The following is a 16,578-nucleotide window of genomic DNA, read 5'->3' as shown; positions in this document are numbered from 1 at the left end:
AGTCCCTGGCCGGCGGCACGAACCGGCGCCGGCCCGATCCGCAGCGGTCAGTGGGACCCGGGCTGCAGTGCGTCGACGGCGTCCAGGACCGCGAGCGAGGGGAGGTCCGCCATGGCGGCGACGACAGCCAGGGGCTCCCCGCTGCTGACGGCCGACGCCGCGGCCACCTGCAGCTCCGTCAGGGACAGGGCACCGGTGTCGGGGTGCAGGCCCTCGATGGTGGTGTGGGAGCGGCTGGAGCGTGCCGCAGCGACGACCCGTTCAAGGTGGCCCGAACTCATGATGTCTCCCTCGCGTCGTTGCCTTTCAGTCTCACCCTCGGCCATGAAGCTGGGAAGTTGCGCAACGCGGGCTGGAAGCGCTTGCGATCGGCGCCTCGATCAGGGCGCCTGTGCCGGAGGGTCGTCGAGATCGCCCCCTGGAAGCCTCTTCTTGACTCCCGGAGGGCGGAACCCCACGTCCGCGCACGCGCTTCGATGTAGTCAACGTCAGGACGCGGACAGGTCCAGGTCTTCGGTCGCGTCCTTCCACTCTGGCCGGGCAACCCGGTGCTTCCGCTCGCGTGCAGGTCTTTTTCCCCTCAAGGAGCATCGCTGGCGACGGCGCATCCCCCGCTCGTCGACCCGTCGGCGACGGCCGGCTCGTCCGTGAGCGCGGTGATGAGCCGTTCCAGCCGGACGAGTCCCGCGAAGCGACCGGCGTCGTCGGTGGCCATGACCGGGCCGAAGCGCGACGGCTCGTCGCGGGTGATACAGCGGGCGAGGGCCTCGCGGATGGGTGTGTGGATGTTCACGCACATCCCCGGCGGCACCGCGCCGGCCACGGTGTCCTCCCGGGTGAGGACGGACACCGGGCGTCCGGCGGCAAGGAGGACCACCTCCGCGAGCAGGGGCTGGGTGGCGAAGGCCGCCCCCGCTTCCGTGAGGTCCCGCACCGTGAGGGCGGTCTCGGTGATCGCCCGGATGGCGGGAGCGCGGCCGGTGCCGGAGCGTGTCGCGAGGTGCCGCGCCATGCCCTCGTCGAGACCGACCCAGGGCAGGGCAGGGCGGCCGAGCAGATAGCCCTGCATGAGCGGGACGCCGAGGGACGCCAGCACGTCCAGTTCCTCCACCTGCTCCACGCCCTCGGCGATGATCCAGGCGTCGATCCTGTCGGCGAAGGATCCCAGCATGTCGACGAGGGCACGGCGCGCCTCGTCGTGGTGGATGTTGCTGATGAAGTCCCGGTCGATCTTGATGAAGGATGTTCGGAGGGCGAGGAGGTGCTGCAGCCCCGCGTACCCGGAGCCGGCGTCGTCCACCGCGATCAGTGCGCCGCGTTCCTTCAGGAGGTCGAGGTCCGGCCTTAGTGCGGCGTAGGACTCGATGGCGGAGTGTTCCGTGAGCTCGACGATCAGCCCGGCGAGGTTCCCGCTCGCCTCCCAGACGGAGCGGATCGCGGGCGAGGAGAGGAGGTCCGGCGAGACATTGACCGTGAGGAAGGTGTTCCGGGGGAGTCCGGACCGGTGCGCGAGGGCGACCCGCAGTGCTGCTGCTTCGAGATCTGCGGCGCGTCCGAGTTCGCGGGCCTTGGTGAACCACGCCGCGGGGTTCTTCTCGCCGTACCCGGGGAAGCGCAGCAGTGCCTCGAAGCCGGCGATCGTGGCGCGCGTCGTGTCCACGATCGGCTGGTACATCGACACGATGCCCTCACCCCGGCATGCCGACTCGAGGTCCCTGCTCCACTGGTCCTCCAGCAGCAGGACCGTCCCGATGTCATGCATGGGCCACCACCGCCCCGGAGCTGTCGACGTGCCCGGGATCAGGCGGTCGTCGTCCGCGCACGCACGGCGGCGACGACGGCGGGCGGCAGGTCCGTGAGCCCGTGGACCGCCGCAGCGTGGTCGCGGACGCCGGCCAGCAGCTCGTCCTCGGACTCGACCGTCCAGCGGGCGTCGCAGCCCGGAACCACGTCACCACACGCGAACGACTTCATGTCGGAAGAATCCCCCATCTGCGCCACGGCCCGTCCCAGGGTGACTCGCCCCGGAGCTGCGTCGCCGGTACCGGCGATCGGCCTAGAAGATCATCGTAGGGATACGGGTCACGGGGCACCAGACCTTTCTTCCCGTGACCTGTCGACGTCGGCCAGGATCAGCCCGTCGGCGCGTCGTGTTCCGGGAAGCGGGCCCCGAGCGCGGAGAGCACTCCGCGCGCCTTCGTCCGGATCTCGTCCCACTCGTCGTCCGGGACGGAGTCCGCGGTGATCGCTCCGCCCACGCCGAGGGTCAGCCGGGTGCCGCCGTCCTCCGGTCCGTCCTGCAGCACGAGGGTGCGGATCACCACGGCGAGGTCGGTGGCCCCGGTGAGGCTGAAGTACCCGGCGGCCCCCGAGTAGGGCCCGCGTGGCTCGCGCTCGAGCGCGTCGAGGACGGCCATGGTGCTGATCTTCGGGGCGCCGGTCATGGACCCGGCCGGGAAGGCCGAGGCGACGACGCCGGCGCGGGGGCTGCCCGGGCGCAGGCGCGCGTCGATGGTGCTGACCATCTGGTGGACCGAGGCGTAGGTCTCGATCGCACACAGCCGGCTGACGGTCACGGAGCCGGGGACGGCGTGGTGGGAGAGGTCGTTGCGCAGGAGGTCCACGATCATGATGTTCTCCGCGCGGTCCTTGGGCGAGGTCCGCAGGTCCTCCAGCAGGGCCGCGTCCTCGGCGGCGTCCGTGGAGCGGCCCCGCGTCCCCTTGATCGGTTCGGCACGCATGGCGCCGTCGGCGGTCACGCGGAGGAAGCGTTCGGGGGAGGAACTCGCGACCGCGAAGCCGGGGAAGCGGAGGAAGTGGGCGAAGGGCGCGGGGCTCACGGCGCGCAGGCGGAGGTAGGCCGCCAGGGCGTCGACACGCGGCACCTCGGCGGACAGCGACGTCGTGAGGCACACCTCGTAGGTGGTGCCCTCCGTGATCTCCGCCTGCGCCCGGTGGATCTTCGCGAGGTACTCGGCGCGCGTGTCACGGAGGGTGAAGGCGGGCACGGGCAACGGCCTCCCGCTGCCGGGAGGTGCGGCGGAGGCGACGGCACGCCGTGCCCGCGCCAACCACACCTCCCGCTCGGGATCGGGCCGTCCGTCGGAGAGCGTGAGGAGGTGCACGGCACGGTCCGCATGATCGATCACGACGGCGCGCCCGGCGAAGACGAGCGCCGCATCCGGGAGGGCCTCGCCGGCGGGCGGACCGGACGAACCCCCGGTCTCCCGCTTGAGCTCGTAGCCGAGGTACCCGAGCCAGCCGAGGCCGAAGTCGCAGGCGAGACCCTCGGGCGAGCGGACCGCCCGCCGGCCCCAGACGTCGTCGAGCCAGCGGAAGAACGGCTCCCGCACGCGCGCCGTCACGGCGCCCGCGCTGATCTCCGTGACCCCGTCCCGGTGGAAGGCCTGCTGCCCGAAGGCACCGCCGTCGTCGGCCAGGATGCTGAAGCGGTTGCGCCCGCCCGGGGCCACGCCGTCCCCACCCGCACCTGCCGCATTCGAGCTGTCGAGCCACACCGCTGCGGCGGACTCCGCGTAGAGCGCCGAGAACAGCGCCGCAGGGTCGGGCCCGGCACCCCGAGCGGCGTCGATGCGCTCGGCGGCGACGACCAGTCCGCGCCGCACGGCACGCTCCGGTGCGAGCAGCCCGGCACAGGCGGGCAGGGCGGTGAGGGCCAGGCGCACCGCCGGTGGCGTGGGTTCGCCGGCGTGCCCCCGCACGACGACGTCGGCCGCTCCGCTCGGATCGTCGACGGCGAGCCAGGCGGACTCCTGGTCGGCCCAGCGGTCCCAGAAGGGGGAGTAGGTCTCGCCGTCGCGGGCGATCGCCGAGCGGTGCCGCACCGCGGCGTCGGCCTCGACCCAGATCACGACGTCGAGATGCGCGCGTGCCGCCGCCGTCGCCGCCCCCACGCCCTCGAGCAGGACGATCTCCGCGGCGGCCGTCGTGCGCTCCGGCCCGTCCCGGCCGGCCGTCCAGTCCCAGGCGTTCCAGCGGGCGGTGCTGCCCGAGCGCAGCGGCACAAGGACGTGCTCCACGTAGCGTGCCACGCCGTCGTCGAGACCGTCCCAGCCCGGGTAGATGTCCTCGAGGTGGAACACGGACACGGTGTGGTGCTCGCGGAGGAGGGCGGCGAGCTCGACGGCGAGGGTCGTCTTGCCCGCACCGGACCGGCCGTCGACGGCGATGAGGAGCGGGGTGTCGGCGGGCACGGCTCAGGCCAGCGCGAGCAGCGCGCCGACGCCCACGAAGAGCGAGCCGAAGGTCCGGTTGAGGATGGTCTGGCCGCGGTCGCCGCGCGTGAAGCGGCGGAACGAGCGGGCGGTCCCGGCGTAGAAGAACCACATGACGAGGACGTCGATCACCACGACGGTCGCTGCCAGCACGCCGTACTGACGCAGGAGGGGCTCGTCCGGCCGGATGAACTGGGGGATCAGCGCGAGGAAGAACACGACGGCCTTGGGGTTGAGCAGGTTCACCCACACCCCGCGGCGGAACATCGTGAGCCGTCCCTCGGCACCGCGGAGGGCGTGGAGAGCACCGTGGTCGGGCTTCTGCAGGAACTTCCTCACGCCGAGGTACACGAGGTAGGCCGCGCCCGTGTAGCGGATGAGGTCGAAGGCGAGGGGCGAGTTCGCCACCAGGATCCCGACCCCGGCGGCCGCGATCCCGATGTGCACCAGCAGGGCGGCCTGCTGGCCCAGGATGCCCCAGATGGAGCGCCGGAACCCGACCGTGAGGGCGTTGCTCATCGTGTTCACCGCACCTGCTCCGGGCACGAAGCTGATGAGGGTTCCGGCGCCGAGCAGCGCCAGCCAGAGCGAGGGGTTCACCCGTTCATGGTAAGCGTCCGGGATCAGGCGTCCGGCCCGCCGGCGTCGAGCTCCTGGCGCACGAAGCGGACCACGCCGTCGACGGCGCCGTCGACCATGCCCCAGGTGGCCTCGAAATCGCTGGAGTCGCCGTACCAGGGGTCGTAGATGCCGAGCTCCTCGAGGTCGGTGTCCGTGGTCGACGGGTCGAATTCGCGCAGCAGGTGGATCCGGTCCCGGGAGGCGTCGTCGGGCGCTTCGGAGCGCAGCTCGCGGTAGTGGTCGAGGTCGAGCGCCAGGATGAGATCCCGCTCGCGGTACCACGCGGTCTCGAAGCGCCGCGCTCGGTGGAGGTGGCTCTCGATGCCCAGCTCCGTCAGCTTCGCTGCCGCGCGCTCGTCGATGGGTCGCCCGGACTCCCAGTCCGTGGTGCCCGCGGAGTCCACCAGGACGTCGTCCGCCATGCCCGCCCCGGCGAACGCGTGGGCCAGCATGAGTTCGGCCATGGGGGAGCGGCAGATGTTGCCGGTGCAGACGGTGACGATGCGGTACATGCGGACAGCCTAGCGGCGCCCGGCGCCGTGGCTAGGACCGGCGGGCCCCCGAGCGGACGCGCTGGAGCAGGAGCACGACGGCGGACACGTGCTGCCCCGTCTCAGCCCCGGGCAAGGATCTCGACGCTCGGCATGAGGAAGACGCCGTCGTCGCGCCGTGCCCACCGGCGCCAACCCTCGGCCAGCCGCCGGAGGGTCTGCTGCTCGGCGAGCCCGCGCTCCAGCGCCTGCGTCGCGAAGGCGGAGTGCAGCACCCGGTCCGCCCAGGAGTCCGCGAGGAACCGGCGGTCCGCTTCGGCGGAGTAGGTCCAGTTCGACGACGACACCTCGATCTCCGCGAAGCCTGCCGCCGCGGCCCAGCCGGGGAGTCGCCGCCCTGCGTCGGGCTCGCCCCGGTTCCCGCGGGCCAGGTGCCCGTAGAGCCCGCGCCACTCGTCGAGCTCGTCGACGGCCGGGAACCAGGTCATCGCCCCGAAGTCGGCCTCGCGGACCGCGACGAGCCCGCCGGGCCGCACCACCCGTCGCATCTCGCGGAGCGCAGCGACGGGATCGGCCAGGTGCTGGAGGACCTGATGGGCGTGGACGACGTCGAAGGACTCGTCGGCGGCATCGAGGTCGTAGACGTTGCCCTCGCGGAACGTCAGGTTCAGGAGGTCGGCGTGGGCCTCGGAGGCCTCCGCGATGACGTCCGCCGAGCTGTCGATACCCACCACCGCGCCGGGGACCACGAGATCGGCGAATCCGGCGGTGATGCTGCCGGGGCCGCAGCCGATGTCGAGCAGGTCCATCCCGCTCTCGAGGAGCGGCTCGAGGTACGCGGCCGATGTCGCGACCGTTCGGGCGGCATGCGCCGCGGTGACGCTGGGGTGGTGGCCGTGGGAGTAGACCTCGTCGCTCATGAGGGGAGCGTAGCGCGGGCCGGCCCTCAGTCAGCGGCTGTGTCGTCCCGCGCCTCGATCGTCGCGGCGACCGTCGCGTCCGTCACCTGCTGCATCATGTCGCGCAGCAGTGTGAGTTCCTCCTCGGAGTACCGGTCGAGGACGCCGGTGATGTGACGTCCGAGGGGCGCGAAGAGCAGGGCGCCGGTGGTGCGCGCCTTCTCCGTCAGCTCGAGGTGGACCTGGCGCCGGTCGACGTCGCTGCGCCGTCTCGTCACGTGTCCTGCGGAGTCGAGCCGGTCCACGAGCGCCGTGGTGGCGGGCGAGCTGAGGTTGAGTTCCTCCCGGAGAAGGCCCGGCGTGACGGTGAGCCCGGCCCGCGCGGCACCCATCATGATGCTCAGGGCGTGCAGGTCGGTGCGGTAGAGGCTGTCACGGTTGCTCGCGACGTCCACGTAGCGATCGGTCTCCACGGTGAACTGGCGCATGAGTGCCATGAGGTCGTCCCGAGCCGCCATCGTTCCTCGCCTTCTTTCCTTCCAGCTTAGGCTGGTTCCCATTATCTCCATCATAGATATACTTTGCTGCAGAGATACCTTGAGGAAGGCGTGGAAGTTCATGAGAAGTACGTGGTTGAGGGTCCTGCTGCCCGTCGTCGTCGTCCTGATCTGGCTGGTGGGTGCCGCGGTGGGAGGGCCGACGTTCGGTCGGCTCGAGGAGGTGTCGAGCAACGACCAGGCGTCATTCCTGCCGGCGAGCGCCGAGTCCACGGAGGCCGGGGAACTGCAGCAGCAGTTCAGTGACTCGGAGGCCATCCCGGCGGTCATCGTGGCGGAGTCGGGTACGGAGATCGCGCAGCAGGAGCTCGGGCCCTACGCGGACCTCGGCGCCACCCTCGGTGCCGTCGAGGGACTGGAGCCGCCGGCGGAGGGCGCCCCCGCCGTCGCCGGTCCCATCCCCTCGGAGGACGGCTTCGCGGTCCAGTACATCGCCTTCGTCTCGCCGGATGCCGAGCTCGCCGAGGTGGTCACGGAACTGCGGCAGGTCCTCGCCGACGACCTGCCCGACGGCGTCACGGGCTACGTCACGGGGCCTGCCGGCTTCACCAACGACCTCGTGGAGGCCTTCGGCGGTATCGACGGGATCCTGCTCGGGGTGGCGCTCGGCGCGGTCTTCGTCATCCTGCTCGCCGTCTACCGTTCCGTGGTCCTGCCGTTCCTCGTCCTGCTGACCTCCGTCTTCGCCCTCGCCACGTCCATCCTGCTGGTCTTCGCGTTCGCGAAGCTCGACTGGATCCAGCTGAGCGGACAGAGCCAGGGCATCCTGTCCATCCTCGTGATCGGCGCCGCCACCGACTACGCGCTGCTGCTCGTCGCGCGGTTCCGGGAAGCACTCGCGGAGAACGAGACCAGGTGGGACGCGATGCGCGTGGCCTACCGCGGCTCGGTCGAACCCATCCTGGCCTCGGGCGCCACGGTGATCCTGGGCCTGCTCTGCCTGCTCTTCTCGGACCTCAACTCGAACAGGAGCCTCGGGCCGATCGCGGCCATCGGGATCGTCTTCTCCCTCGCTGCCGCGCTGACGCTCCTGCCTGCGCTCCTGCTGCTGTTCGGGCGCGCCGCGTTCTGGCCACTGCGGCCGCGCTACGATCCCCGGCTCGCGGTCGCCGTCGCACCCCACCACGGCAGGCACGCCGCACCCACCGCTGCGGGTGCCGAGACCGGCCTCGAGCGGCTGAAAGGCATCTGGAAGCGTGTGGCGCTGCAGGTGGCACGCCGTCCTCGCGTCCTCTGGATCGCGTCGCTGCTCATCCTCGTCGCGGGAGCCCTCGGGCTCACCCAGCTGCAGGCCAGCGGTGTACCGCAGTCCGCACTGATCCTGGCGCCCTCCAACGCCGTGGACGGCCAGGAGGCGCTCGGCCGTCACTTCGATGCGGGCTCCGGCAGCCCCGTCTACGTCGTGGCACCGGAGGGGGATCAGGACGCTGCGCTCGACACCGTGAGTGCCCAGGAGGGCATCGCCGACGCGAGCCTCACGGCAGATCCGAGCGGTTCCGCGGTCGTCGAGGACGGCCGGGTGCTCATCAGCGGCACGCTCGAGTACCAGGCGGACTCGGACCGGGCGGAGGACGTGGTGCGGGACCTGCGGACCGCGCTCGACGACGCCAGCCCGGATGCGCTCGTCGGCGGCGTGACCGCGGTGGCCATCGACACGAATGACACCGCGCTGGCCGACCTCGTGAAGATCATCCCGATCGTCCTGCTCGTCATCCTCGTGGTCCTCGTCATCCTGCTGCGCTCGGTGCTGGCGCCCGTGCTGCTCGTGGCCAGTGTGGCGCTCTCCAATGCGACGGCGCTCGGCGTCTCCGCACTCGTGTTCAACAACGTGTTCGGCTTCGAGGGCGCGGACGCCTCGGTGCCGCTCTTCGCCTTCGTGTTCCTCGTGGCGCTCGGCGTGGACTACAACATCTTCCTGATGACCCGCGTCAGGGAGGAGTCGCTGCGCATCGGGACACGGCCGGGGATCCTCCGCGGCCTCGGGGTCACGGGCGGCGTCATCACGTCGGCGGGCGTCGTCCTCGCGGCGACCTTCGCGGCACTGGGGGTCATCCCGATCCTGTTCCTCGCGCAGATCGCCTTCGTCGTGGCGTTCGGCGTCCTGCTGGACACCGTGCTGGTGCGCTCGCTGCTCATCCCGGCCCTCGCCTACGACATCGGGCCGGCGATCTGGTGGCCGTCCAAGCTCGGGAAGACCCCCTCGCCGCGCTAGCGGTCCCCGCCCGTGGAGGGGCCGTCCGGATGAGCTCCGACGGTCCTTCCGCGTCGCCGGGTGCACCTGCCCTGCGGCCCTGCGGCCCTGCGCCCACCGCCCCGGGCCTTCCGCAAGCTTTGCGCAAGAACCGGATGGTTCCGCATCCTCGCAACCCGCTGTCGCTACCCTTGGACTGTGCCCACCCATTCGACTCCGTCAGGTCCTGGTCAGCACCAGGACAGCGGGACGGCACCCCCCAGGAGTGAAGCCGTCCCGGCTACGGGCGCGCCGGGCAAGGCTGCTCCGCTGCTGGTGCCGGCGGTCCTGGAGGACATGAGGAGCGATTTCGACGATCCCGCCGTCGTCAACCGGTTCGCCCACGACTTCTGCTCGACGCTCGGGGGGAAGATCGACCGGCTGGACGTCCGGTTGCGGGGCGGCGATGCCATGGGCGCAGCGGACGCGGTGCTCAGCGTCACGACGTCGTCGGCCATGGTAGGGGCCGTGCGCCTCACGCAGGCCGCGCTCCGGATGCAGCGCCTGATCGCGGCGGACGACCTCGACGAGGCCTTGCACTCCCTCGCACTCCTCCGGGCGTGCGCGGCGGACACCGTGGCGGCGCTCGGCCGGTCCTACCCGGTCGGGATCGCGGACGCTGCGCCCTAGACCGGCTTGGTGCGGTGCCGACCCGCGGGGACGCTGTCCGGTCCCACGCGGGGGAGCCGACGGCTACCGGGAGGTCGAGCTCCTCGGCATGATCCTGAAGCCGACGCCGCGCACCGTGGTGATGAGATCCGGGTCCCCCGAGGTCCGGGCCAGTTTCTGCCGCAGGTTCGCGATGTGCACCTCGATGGCGCGCTCGTCCGTGCGGCTGACGAAGTTGTAGCCCCGGTACTCCCTGCCGCGCGATACGCGCACCAGCTCTTCCTTGGTGCGCACCGCACCGTTGCTGCGGAGCAGTTCGTGCAGGAGGTTGAACTCGGTCTTGGTGAGCGGGAGTTCGACGCCTGAGCAGGTCGCGGTGCGGGCCTCGCCGTCCAGCACCAGGTTGCCGTTGCGGAGGAGGTCCGCCGCATCGGGCGGGGGCCCGGTGGTGGCCGCCGGGGTAGGCGCGGTACCACCGGACGGTCCAGGGGTGACGGTCGCGGGGGGAGCCACCGGCTGGCCGATGCGGGGCCGGCGCAGCATCGCGTCGATCCGAGCCCTCAGTTCCCGCGGGCGGAAGGGCTTCAGGACGTAGTCGTCCGCGCCGGCCTGCAGAGCGGTCAGCACGTCCATCTCGTCCGTGCGGCCACTCAGGACGATCACGTAGCAGTCCGACGTCGTGCGGATGCGGCGCAGCACCTCGTAGCCGTCGATGTCGGGGAGGCCGATGTCGAGCGTCACGACCGCCGGATGTTCCTGCCGCACGGCATCCACCCCGTCGCGGCCCGTCGCGGCACCGCTTGCCGCGAAGCCGCCCTGCTCGAGGACGGCGCACAGCAGGTTGCGGATGTCGAGGTCGTCCTCGATCACGACCGCTGCGCGGCGGTCACCGGCAGCGACGCTATTCATGGGCTGCGACCTTCGGCTCGGTCGGCAGCAGCTCCGCTTCGGACGGATGCTCCGCCTGCCGGGCGGACGGGAGTTCGGAAGTGACGGCGGGTGTCCGTGCCATGGTGCGAGACCTGTTCTCTTCGGCGGCCCGGCTGACCGCGTGGGTCCCGTGGCTTTGCGTCCCCGGCTCGCACCGGGTTTGCCTTTGTCGACGGGCGGCTGCCCGCTCCATGATTTTAGCAACCCGCACCGACGCCGTGGGATCGCTCCCTCCATCACACTCCGTCACCGCTCCGTCCGCCCCGTCCCGGGCTGCCGGAGCAGCGCAGCGCCGCGTCGGACGGCCGACCCGACGGCCGTGAGCGCCGTCGAGCCGTGGCGCCACTGCTGCCAGTGCAGAGGGACGTCCAGGTGCCCGTCGTCGTCGAACGGGAGGAGGTCCCCGCGATCCCTGTGCAGCTCCAGCTCCGACACCAGGCCCCAGCCCATGCCGAGGCGGATGGCCTCCGCGAACTCCTCGGCTGCGGGGACGTGGTGCCGTGGTGCGTCCCGGGCACTCCGGGTACGTGGGCGGAGATAGGCGTCCTGCAGGTCGTCCTTCCGGTCGAAGACGATGAGGGGGGCTTTCCCCAGTGCCTCCGGCGTCGCGCCGTCCGGGAACCAGGCCCTGCGGAAGCTGCGCGTGCTCACCGGGAGGTAGCGCATGATGCCGAGCGGGTGGGAGGAGCAGCCCTGGACCGGCGCCGCGACCGACGTGATCGCCGCCGCGGCCGCGCCGCTGCGCAGGAAGTCGAGCGAGTGGTCCTGGTCCTCCCGGAGCATCTCGATCTGGAGCGTCTCCGCGATCGGGGCGAGGGCCGGCAGCACCCAGGTGTGGAGGGAATCGCCGTTGACCACGATCGTGATGCGCTGCCGGCTCCGCTGGTCCTCCGCGGCGAGCTCGTCCGAGAGGTCGGCGGTGAGCAGTTCGAGCTGCCGCGCGAATCGCACGATCGCCTGCCCGGCGTCGGTGGCCCGGAGCGGCCGGGCCCGCGTGATGACGGGGCGTCCGACGGCGACCTCCAGGGCACGGATCCGCTGGCTCACCGCCGACGGGGTGATGGAGAGCGTGGCGGCAGCAGCCTCGAAGCTGCCTCCGCCCACGATCGCGGCGAGCGCCTGCGCCTGTGCAGGGTCGACATGTGTCATGAGCACTTCTTACCATGCTGAAGAAGCTTTAGCTGGTCTTACCCGCTGTGCACTCCTAGGTTGATCAGGTGATCACCACCGCCGCCACCGGCTTCGCTGCCGGCCTGACCCTCATCGTCGCCATCGGGTCGCAGAACGCCTTCGTGCTGCGCCAGGGCCTCCGACGCTCCCACGTGGTCCTCGTCGTTGCGGTCTGTGCCCTGTCGGATCTCCTGTTGATCGGGCTCGGCGTCGGCGGCCTCGGCGCCCTGATCGAGGGGGCGCCGGTGCTGCTGGAGGTGATCCGCTGGGCGGGCGCGGCCTTCCTCACGGGCTATGCCGTCCTTGCCGCACGCAGGGCGGTCCGGGGCGGGACCCTCGACGCTGCCGGGGGTGCCGCGACGACGTCCTGGCGCGCAGCGCTCGGCACCTGCCTCGCCCTGACCTGGCTCAATCCCCATGTGTACCTCGACACCGTGTTGCTGCTCGGCTCCCTGGCGGGGACGCACGGCCCCACCGGCAGGTGGTGGTTCGCGGCCGGCGCGGGCCTGGGCAGCATCGTCTGGTTCACCGCCCTCGGCGCGGGAGCACGCTTCCTCGCCCCGCTGTTCGCGCGCCCGGTGGCGTGGCGCGTCCTCGACGCGCTGATCGCCGTCGTCATGCTGGTTCTCGCCGTGCTCCTCGTGGTCCGGTAGGACGGCGGACGGTCAGGCAGGTCGTCGTCGCGGTACGCGACGCGCCTGGGTCCGCCGGTCCCACAGCCACAGCACGACGACGACGGCGGCACCGACCACGAACACGGCGAGGGGAGCCGCCCACGCCTCGGGATCCGGGGCGAGGAGGGCCGCCCCGTCCTGCCACGGCCACAGGGCACGCGCGGAGCCCAGGATCAGGCCGGTGGCGATGAGCAGGGTTACGCGCCTCCTCGCCCGCAGGAGATAGGCCAGGCCACGCACCACTGTCGCGAGCCCGAGGACCGCACCGCCGGCGAAGAGTGCGAGGTAGCCGAGGTCGCGGGTACTCGCGGCCTCGAGGGTCGGCTCGTACAGGCCGATCGTGAGCAGGATGAAGGAGCCCGAGAGACCGGGCAGCACCAGTGCACAGACCGCGGCGGCACCACTGAGGACGAGCACCCACCCCTGCGGCTCGCCCACCTGCAGGGTCGGCAGCCCCAGTCCCAGGAAGACGCCGACAGCGACGACCACCACCACGAACACGGCCAGAGCCCACGGTGCCGGCCGAGGCGGGAGCAGCCGCGTGACCATGGACAGCGGGACCAGCAGGCTCGCGAGCACCATGCCGAGGAAGAGGGCACGGGCGATCACGGGTTGCGTGTCGACGAAGGCGTGCAGCGGTCCGGCCAGCGTGAAGAGCGCCACAGCCATGCCGACGACCAGGGGCAGCACGAGCCTCCATTCGACGGCGCGGAGATGCGTGCGCGACGCCGCCCGGCCGTTCCCGCCGAGGAGCGCGGTCACGGCGTGGACGGCATGGTCGGCCGAGGCGATGAGGCGGTCGTAGATACCGAGGACGAGGGCCATGGTGCCTCCCGAGACCCCCGGCACCAGCTCCACCAGGCCGATCAGGGCGCCCTGCAGGAAGCTGGGCAGGGCGCGCAGCGAGGGGTTCGGAGGTACAGGGCCGCTGGGTGTCGGGTGCAAAGCCATCCTCCTCACCGTACGGCGGCGGCATCCGCCGATCCACCTGGGACCGGGTGCGGCGACCGTGTGTGAGGCACCACGCATCGGCGTCCTGCGTCCCACGGAACACCCAGACGCTGCTGCTACCGTGTCAGCTTGCCCCGCTCGCCCCGGCTCGCCTCGTGCTGCCCGGACCCGAAGGAACCCGTGTGACGCACCTGCCCGACCAGCCCCAGCCGGCGGACCGACCCGTCCGACGCCCCGATCCCGGTGAGGGGCTCCTCGTGCCGGGCAGGGCCGAGCACCAGGACGAGAGCCGGCCCGAGCACCGTGCCGGTCACCGCTCCGGCCGTGGCCTCGACGACGTGGACGGTGGGCGGCCCCGGTGGCAGCGTCCCGTGGCGGTGGCCGTGATCGCTCTCGTCACGGCCGTCGTCGTGTTCGGCGGGTACTGGGCGGTACGACTCGCGACCAACGTCGACAGTCTCGACCTCAGCGCCAACGGGACGTCGGGGTCCGGGGTGGACGACCGCACCGACCGGCTGCAGATCCTGGTCCTGGGTTCGGACACCCGGAGCGGATCGAATGCGGCCTACGGCGCCGAGGACGATTCCTCGGGCTACGGGCAGGCGGACGTCATGATGCTGCTCGACATCTCCGCGGACAACCAGCACGTCAACGTCCTCAGCTTCCCGCGCGACCTCCTCGTGGACATCCCCGCCTGCACGGACGGGCAGGGCGGCGGCTCGTTCGACGGCAGGTCCGGCGAGATGATCAACAGCGCCATGCGGGACGCCGGTCCGGGGTGTGCGGTGGACACCGTCAACGAGGTCACGGGGCTCGAGGTGGACCACTTCATGCTGGCTGATTTCACCGCGGTCACCGAGCTCTCCGACGCCGTCGGGGGAGTGGACGTCTGTGTCACCCAGGCGATCGACGAGCCGAAGTCCGGCCTGAAGCTGCCGGCCGGGACCTCGAGCGTCCAGGGCGAGCAGGCCCTGGCGTTCCTGCGGGCCCGCGCGGCGTTCGGTGACGGCGGTGACCTCGGCCGGATCCAGGCTCAGCAGGCCTTCCTCGGTTCGCTCACCCGGAAGATCAAGGATGAGGGGACTCTCGGGAACCCGCAGCGACTGCTCGGGATCGCCGACGCCCTGACCAGCAACCTCACCGTGGACAGGGGACTGGCCACCGTTCCCGCCATGGTCACCATCGGGAACCGGTTGAAGGACATCGACCCGGCGAAGGTCGCGTTCATCGCGGTCCCGACGGTGCCCGCGGCCGATCCGAACCGCCTGGTGCTGGACGAACCCCTCGCGTCCGAACTCTTCGCCGCACTCCGGTCCAGTGCCGATCTGACGACGCCCGCGGCGGACGTTCCCGCGGAAGGTGTTCCCGCGGAAGGTGTTCCCGCGGAGGGTGATCCCGCGGCCGGGAGCACCGACCCGACCGCGAGTCCCGACACCGGTCCGCAGCCCGAAGCCTCCTCGGTCCCCGTGGTCGTCGCGGACGGGACGGGCGGCGCAGGCGTCGTCGCGTCACTCGTCCCGGCGCTGACGGGGGCCGGCTACGCCGGGGCCGGGAGCATGCCCGCCCCCGCGACGCCCCTCACCGGCATCTACTACGGCGAGGGCTTCGAGGAGGAGGCACGGGCCATCGCCGCCCTGCTCGGGCTGCCGGCGTCGATCGCCGCTCCAGATCCCTCGGTCTACGGTGTGCAGGTGTATGTCGGCGCGGACGCCGCAGGTGGGCTCGACCAGGTCGCCGGTCCTGACGTCTCGGGTGCCATCAACCAGACCGCCGATGAGGTGTCCTGCCAGGACACCAACCCGTTCGGCTGACCCCGGGACGGCGGGGCGTCGCAGGCGTCTTCCCGCCCGCCGTCGTCCGTGATGATCCGGTCAGAGCACGACGACGATGATCCGGTCAGAGCACGACGACGTCGGACACCGCGACCACGGCGCCCCCACCGTCGCGGATCTGGAGCTGGGACACGTCCTCGCGCAGCACCGCGGCGTTCATCCGGCAGGTGACCGTGCGGTCCGCCCCGAGGAAGGTGCCGGAGAGGTACTCCTCGCCGTCCTCACCCACCAGCACCACCTCGAACTCCTCCCCGACGGCGAGCCCGTCCAGTTCGAGCACCGTCTCCGTGCCCCAGGTGTGCGCCACGAGGGCGGCGTCGACGGTGGTTCCTGCAGGCTGCTCCGAGAAGGCGACGTCCTCCATTGCGCCGAGCGTCCCGGGCGGGCCGTCCGGGGGAGCCTGCAGGGCTCCCGTCAGGGCCTGCCCCCCGAGCGCACCGGCCACCACGAGCCCGGCCGCGGCGAGCGAGAACTGCAACCGACGCGGGCGGGTCCCGGACGTGGGCCTCCTGCTGCCGGTGCGCCGGGAGCGGGACGGAGCGGTGTCCACGGCGGGATCGACGGGATCCGCATCCGTGGCCAGGGAGACGCGCTCGGCGAGGCCGGGCGGCAACGGCGCTTCCTCCCACGCCAGGTCCGCGCGGCCCAGCCGCCGCGTGAGGTCCCTGAGCTCCTGCAGCTCCTCCGCCAGGGTCGGGTCCGCGGCGCAGGCGAGGTCGAAGTCGCGCTGCTCGTCGCCGTGGAGATCACCGGTGAGGGCAGCCGCGAGCAGTGCCTCCCGGCGTGCATGCTGATCGCTCATTGCTCCTCCTCCTCGCGCAGTGCTTCCCTCAGCGCTCTCAGTCCGTAGAACATCCGTGTTCGCAGCGTCGCCGCGGGGACGCCCGTGTGCCTCTCGAGCTGGAGGTAGGTCATCCCCTGCAGCTGGACCGCGACGATCACCTCGCGGTGTTCCCTGCTCAACCGCGCCAGCCCGCCGTACAGCACGATCCGGTCATCGGCCGGTCCCGTCTCCGAGACCACGGTGGCGGACGCCTGCAGGTGGTCGTCGGTGACCGGAGTGGGCCGTCTCTGCCGGGCACGCAGCTGGTCGATCACCACGTTCCGGGCTATCGCGAACAGCCAGGTCCGCTCCGACCCGCGGTCGGGCCGGTAGCTGGCCCGTGCCCGCCAGGCCCGGACGAAGGTCTCCTGCACGCATTCCTCGGCCATGCCGCCGTCGCGCGTGCTGTTGTACGCGAAGGCGTAGAGGCCACGGCCGTGCTCGTCGAAGGCCTCCCGCACGTCGAACGTGCCGGCGTCGTCCCTGATTGAAACCGCCCTCCGAGCCGTCGTCCCGAGCATCGTGTCCGCCTGTCCGCAGGTGTGGGTGCGAAGGG

At 71.7% G+C, this 16,578-nt stretch carries 17 protein-coding genes and 1 riboswitch; of the genes, 4 read left to right on the top strand and 13 right to left on the bottom strand.

All coding sequences use genetic code 11. From position 1 onward, the window contains the following. Window positions 1-47: 47 nt before the first annotated feature. The 8 genes from NVV32_RS14785 to NVV32_RS14750 all read right to left on the bottom strand — a co-directional run bounded on the left by NVV32_RS14785 (window position 48) and on the right by NVV32_RS14750 (window position 6,764). Window positions 48-281, bottom strand: coding sequence for a hypothetical protein (locus NVV32_RS14785; protein ID WP_055767207.1), 234 nt, complete (start codon window positions 279-281; stop codon window positions 48-50). A gap of 299 nt (window positions 282-580) precedes the next feature. Beyond that, on the bottom strand, window positions 581-1,762 hold the full coding sequence (locus tag NVV32_RS14780) for an EAL domain-containing protein (protein WP_422390666.1): 1,182 nt from the start codon (window positions 1,760-1,762) through the stop codon (window positions 581-583). Between the two features lie 38 nt (window positions 1,763-1,800). Continuing rightward, window positions 1,801-1,974, bottom strand: coding sequence for a DUF1059 domain-containing protein (locus tag NVV32_RS14775; RefSeq protein ID WP_082471216.1), 174 nt, complete (start codon window positions 1,972-1,974; stop codon window positions 1,801-1,803). Between the two features lie 158 nt (window positions 1,975-2,132). Beyond that, window positions 2,133-4,214: an aminodeoxychorismate synthase component I gene (pabB, locus tag NVV32_RS14770; protein WP_422390665.1), complete on the bottom strand. Its 2,082-nt coding sequence runs from the start codon at window positions 4,212-4,214 to the stop codon at window positions 2,133-2,135. Between the two features lie 3 nt (window positions 4,215-4,217). Then, window positions 4,218-4,835 carry a LysE family transporter gene (locus NVV32_RS14765; protein WP_055767220.1) on the bottom strand — a complete coding sequence of 206 codons (618 nt, stop codon included), beginning with the start codon at window positions 4,833-4,835 and terminating at the stop codon, window positions 4,218-4,220. Window positions 4,836-4,858: 23 nt separating this feature from the next. Then, window positions 4,859-5,368, bottom strand: coding sequence for a low molecular weight protein-tyrosine-phosphatase (locus NVV32_RS14760; protein ID WP_422390664.1), 510 nt, complete (start codon window positions 5,366-5,368; stop codon window positions 4,859-4,861). 101 nt (window positions 5,369-5,469) lie between these two features. Next, the gene (locus NVV32_RS14755; protein ID WP_422390663.1) at window positions 5,470-6,267 is read right to left on the bottom strand and encodes a methyltransferase domain-containing protein; all 798 of its coding nucleotides are present in this window, start codon (window positions 6,265-6,267) and stop codon (window positions 5,470-5,472) included. A gap of 26 nt (window positions 6,268-6,293) precedes the next feature. Further along, window positions 6,294-6,764, bottom strand: a complete 471-nt coding sequence (locus NVV32_RS14750) for a MarR family winged helix-turn-helix transcriptional regulator (RefSeq protein ID WP_055767230.1) — start codon at window positions 6,762-6,764, stop codon at window positions 6,294-6,296. Window positions 6,765-6,864: 100 nt separating this feature from the next. On the opposite strand from NVV32_RS14750, the gene NVV32_RS14745 reads away from it, so the two are divergent. Both NVV32_RS14745 and NVV32_RS14740 read left to right on the top strand, forming a co-directional pair. After that, window positions 6,865-9,015 (top strand): MMPL family transporter, encoded by a 2,151-nt coding sequence (locus tag NVV32_RS14745; RefSeq protein ID WP_422390662.1) that lies wholly within the window; start codon window positions 6,865-6,867, stop codon window positions 9,013-9,015. A gap of 315 nt (window positions 9,016-9,330) precedes the next feature. Then, window positions 9,331-9,663, top strand: coding sequence for a hypothetical protein (locus tag NVV32_RS14740; RefSeq protein ID WP_422390661.1), 333 nt, complete (start codon window positions 9,331-9,333; stop codon window positions 9,661-9,663). 63 nt (window positions 9,664-9,726) lie between these two features. On the opposite strand, the gene NVV32_RS14735 is transcribed toward NVV32_RS14740, so the two are convergent. Further along, window positions 9,727-10,551: a response regulator transcription factor gene (locus tag NVV32_RS14735; protein WP_422390660.1), complete on the bottom strand. Its 825-nt coding sequence runs from the start codon at window positions 10,549-10,551 to the stop codon at window positions 9,727-9,729. A 121-nt stretch (window positions 10,552-10,672) separates the two neighbouring features. Continuing rightward, a riboswitch (cyclic di-GMP riboswitch) is annotated at window positions 10,673-10,747 on the bottom strand. 71 nt (window positions 10,748-10,818) lie between these two features. Next, entirely contained in the window at window positions 10,819-11,721 is a 903-nt protein-coding gene (locus tag NVV32_RS14730; RefSeq protein WP_422390659.1) for a LysR family transcriptional regulator ArgP, read from the bottom strand. A gap of 68 nt (window positions 11,722-11,789) precedes the next feature. Between NVV32_RS14730 and NVV32_RS14725 the strand changes: the two genes are divergently transcribed. Then, window positions 11,790-12,395: a LysE/ArgO family amino acid transporter gene (locus NVV32_RS14725; RefSeq protein ID WP_422390658.1), complete on the top strand. Its 606-nt coding sequence runs from the start codon at window positions 11,790-11,792 to the stop codon at window positions 12,393-12,395. Between the two features lie 12 nt (window positions 12,396-12,407). Here NVV32_RS14725 and NVV32_RS14720 read toward each other — a convergent pair whose 3' ends face one another. Then, on the bottom strand, window positions 12,408-13,367 hold the full coding sequence (locus NVV32_RS14720; protein ID WP_422390657.1) for a DUF368 domain-containing protein: 960 nt from the start codon (window positions 13,365-13,367) through the stop codon (window positions 12,408-12,410). Window positions 13,368-13,549: 182 nt separating this feature from the next. Here NVV32_RS14720 and NVV32_RS14715 point away from each other — a divergent pair, with 182 nt between their 5' ends. Continuing rightward, entirely contained in the window at window positions 13,550-15,178 is a 1,629-nt protein-coding gene (locus NVV32_RS14715; RefSeq protein WP_422390656.1) for an LCP family protein, read from the top strand. Between the two features lie 85 nt (window positions 15,179-15,263). Here the strand turns inward: NVV32_RS14715 and NVV32_RS14710 are convergent, their stop codons facing one another. Both NVV32_RS14710 and NVV32_RS14705 read right to left on the bottom strand, forming a co-directional pair. Then, on the bottom strand, window positions 15,264-16,001 hold the full coding sequence (locus NVV32_RS14710; RefSeq protein WP_055767249.1) for a hypothetical protein: 738 nt from the start codon (window positions 15,999-16,001) through the stop codon (window positions 15,264-15,266). Next, on the bottom strand, window positions 15,998-16,543 hold the full coding sequence (locus NVV32_RS14705) for a sigma-70 family RNA polymerase sigma factor (RefSeq protein WP_055767251.1): 546 nt from the start codon (window positions 16,541-16,543) through the stop codon (window positions 15,998-16,000). The genes NVV32_RS14710 and NVV32_RS14705 overlap by 4 nt, the downstream gene beginning before the upstream one ends. Window positions 16,544-16,578: the final 35 nt, after the last annotated feature.

The organism is Arthrobacter sp. N1, assembly GCF_048288285.1.
Classification (GTDB): Bacteria; Actinomycetota; Actinomycetes; order Actinomycetales; family Micrococcaceae; genus Arthrobacter_D.
The sequence above is the reverse complement of the archived record's forward strand: the minus strand, read 5'-3'. Positions and strand labels throughout refer to the sequence as shown.

What these genes read in the sequence shown, in the direction of transcription:
- NVV32_RS14750 (WP_055767230.1), bottom strand. Translation starts at nt 6,764, where the DNA reads ATGGCGGCTCGGGACGACCTCATGGCACTCATGCGCCAGTTCACCGTG.
- NVV32_RS14710 (WP_055767249.1), bottom strand. Translation starts at nt 16,001, where the DNA reads ATGAGCGATCAGCATGCACGCCGGGAGGCACTGCTCGCGGCTGCCCTC.
- NVV32_RS14740 (WP_422390661.1), top strand. Translation starts at nt 9,331, where the DNA reads ATGAGGAGCGATTTCGACGATCCCGCCGTCGTCAACCGGTTCGCCCAC.
- NVV32_RS14755 (WP_422390663.1), bottom strand. Translation starts at nt 6,267, where the DNA reads ATGAGCGACGAGGTCTACTCCCACGGCCACCACCCCAGCGTCACCGCG.
- NVV32_RS14735 (WP_422390660.1), bottom strand. Translation starts at nt 10,551, where the DNA reads ATGAATAGCGTCGCTGCCGGTGACCGCCGCGCAGCGGTCGTGATCGAG.
- NVV32_RS14760 (WP_422390664.1), bottom strand. Translation starts at nt 5,368, where the DNA reads ATGTACCGCATCGTCACCGTCTGCACCGGCAACATCTGCCGCTCCCCC.
- NVV32_RS14775 (WP_082471216.1), bottom strand. Translation starts at nt 1,974, where the DNA reads ATGAAGTCGTTCGCGTGTGGTGACGTGGTTCCGGGCTGCGACGCCCGC.
- NVV32_RS14730 (WP_422390659.1), bottom strand. Translation starts at nt 11,721, where the DNA reads ATGACACATGTCGACCCTGCACAGGCGCAGGCGCTCGCCGCGATCGTG.
- NVV32_RS14780 (WP_422390666.1), bottom strand. Translation starts at nt 1,762, where the DNA reads ATGCATGACATCGGGACGGTCCTGCTGCTGGAGGACCAGTGGAGCAGG.
- NVV32_RS14745 (WP_422390662.1), top strand. Translation starts at nt 6,865, where the DNA reads ATGAGAAGTACGTGGTTGAGGGTCCTGCTGCCCGTCGTCGTCGTCCTG.
- NVV32_RS14785 (WP_055767207.1), bottom strand. Translation starts at nt 281, where the DNA reads ATGAGTTCGGGCCACCTTGAACGGGTCGTCGCTGCGGCACGCTCCAGC.
- NVV32_RS14720 (WP_422390657.1), bottom strand. Translation starts at nt 13,367, where the DNA reads ATGGCTTTGCACCCGACACCCAGCGGCCCTGTACCTCCGAACCCCTCG.
- NVV32_RS14705 (WP_055767251.1), bottom strand. Translation starts at nt 16,543, where the DNA reads ATGCTCGGGACGACGGCTCGGAGGGCGGTTTCAATCAGGGACGACGCC.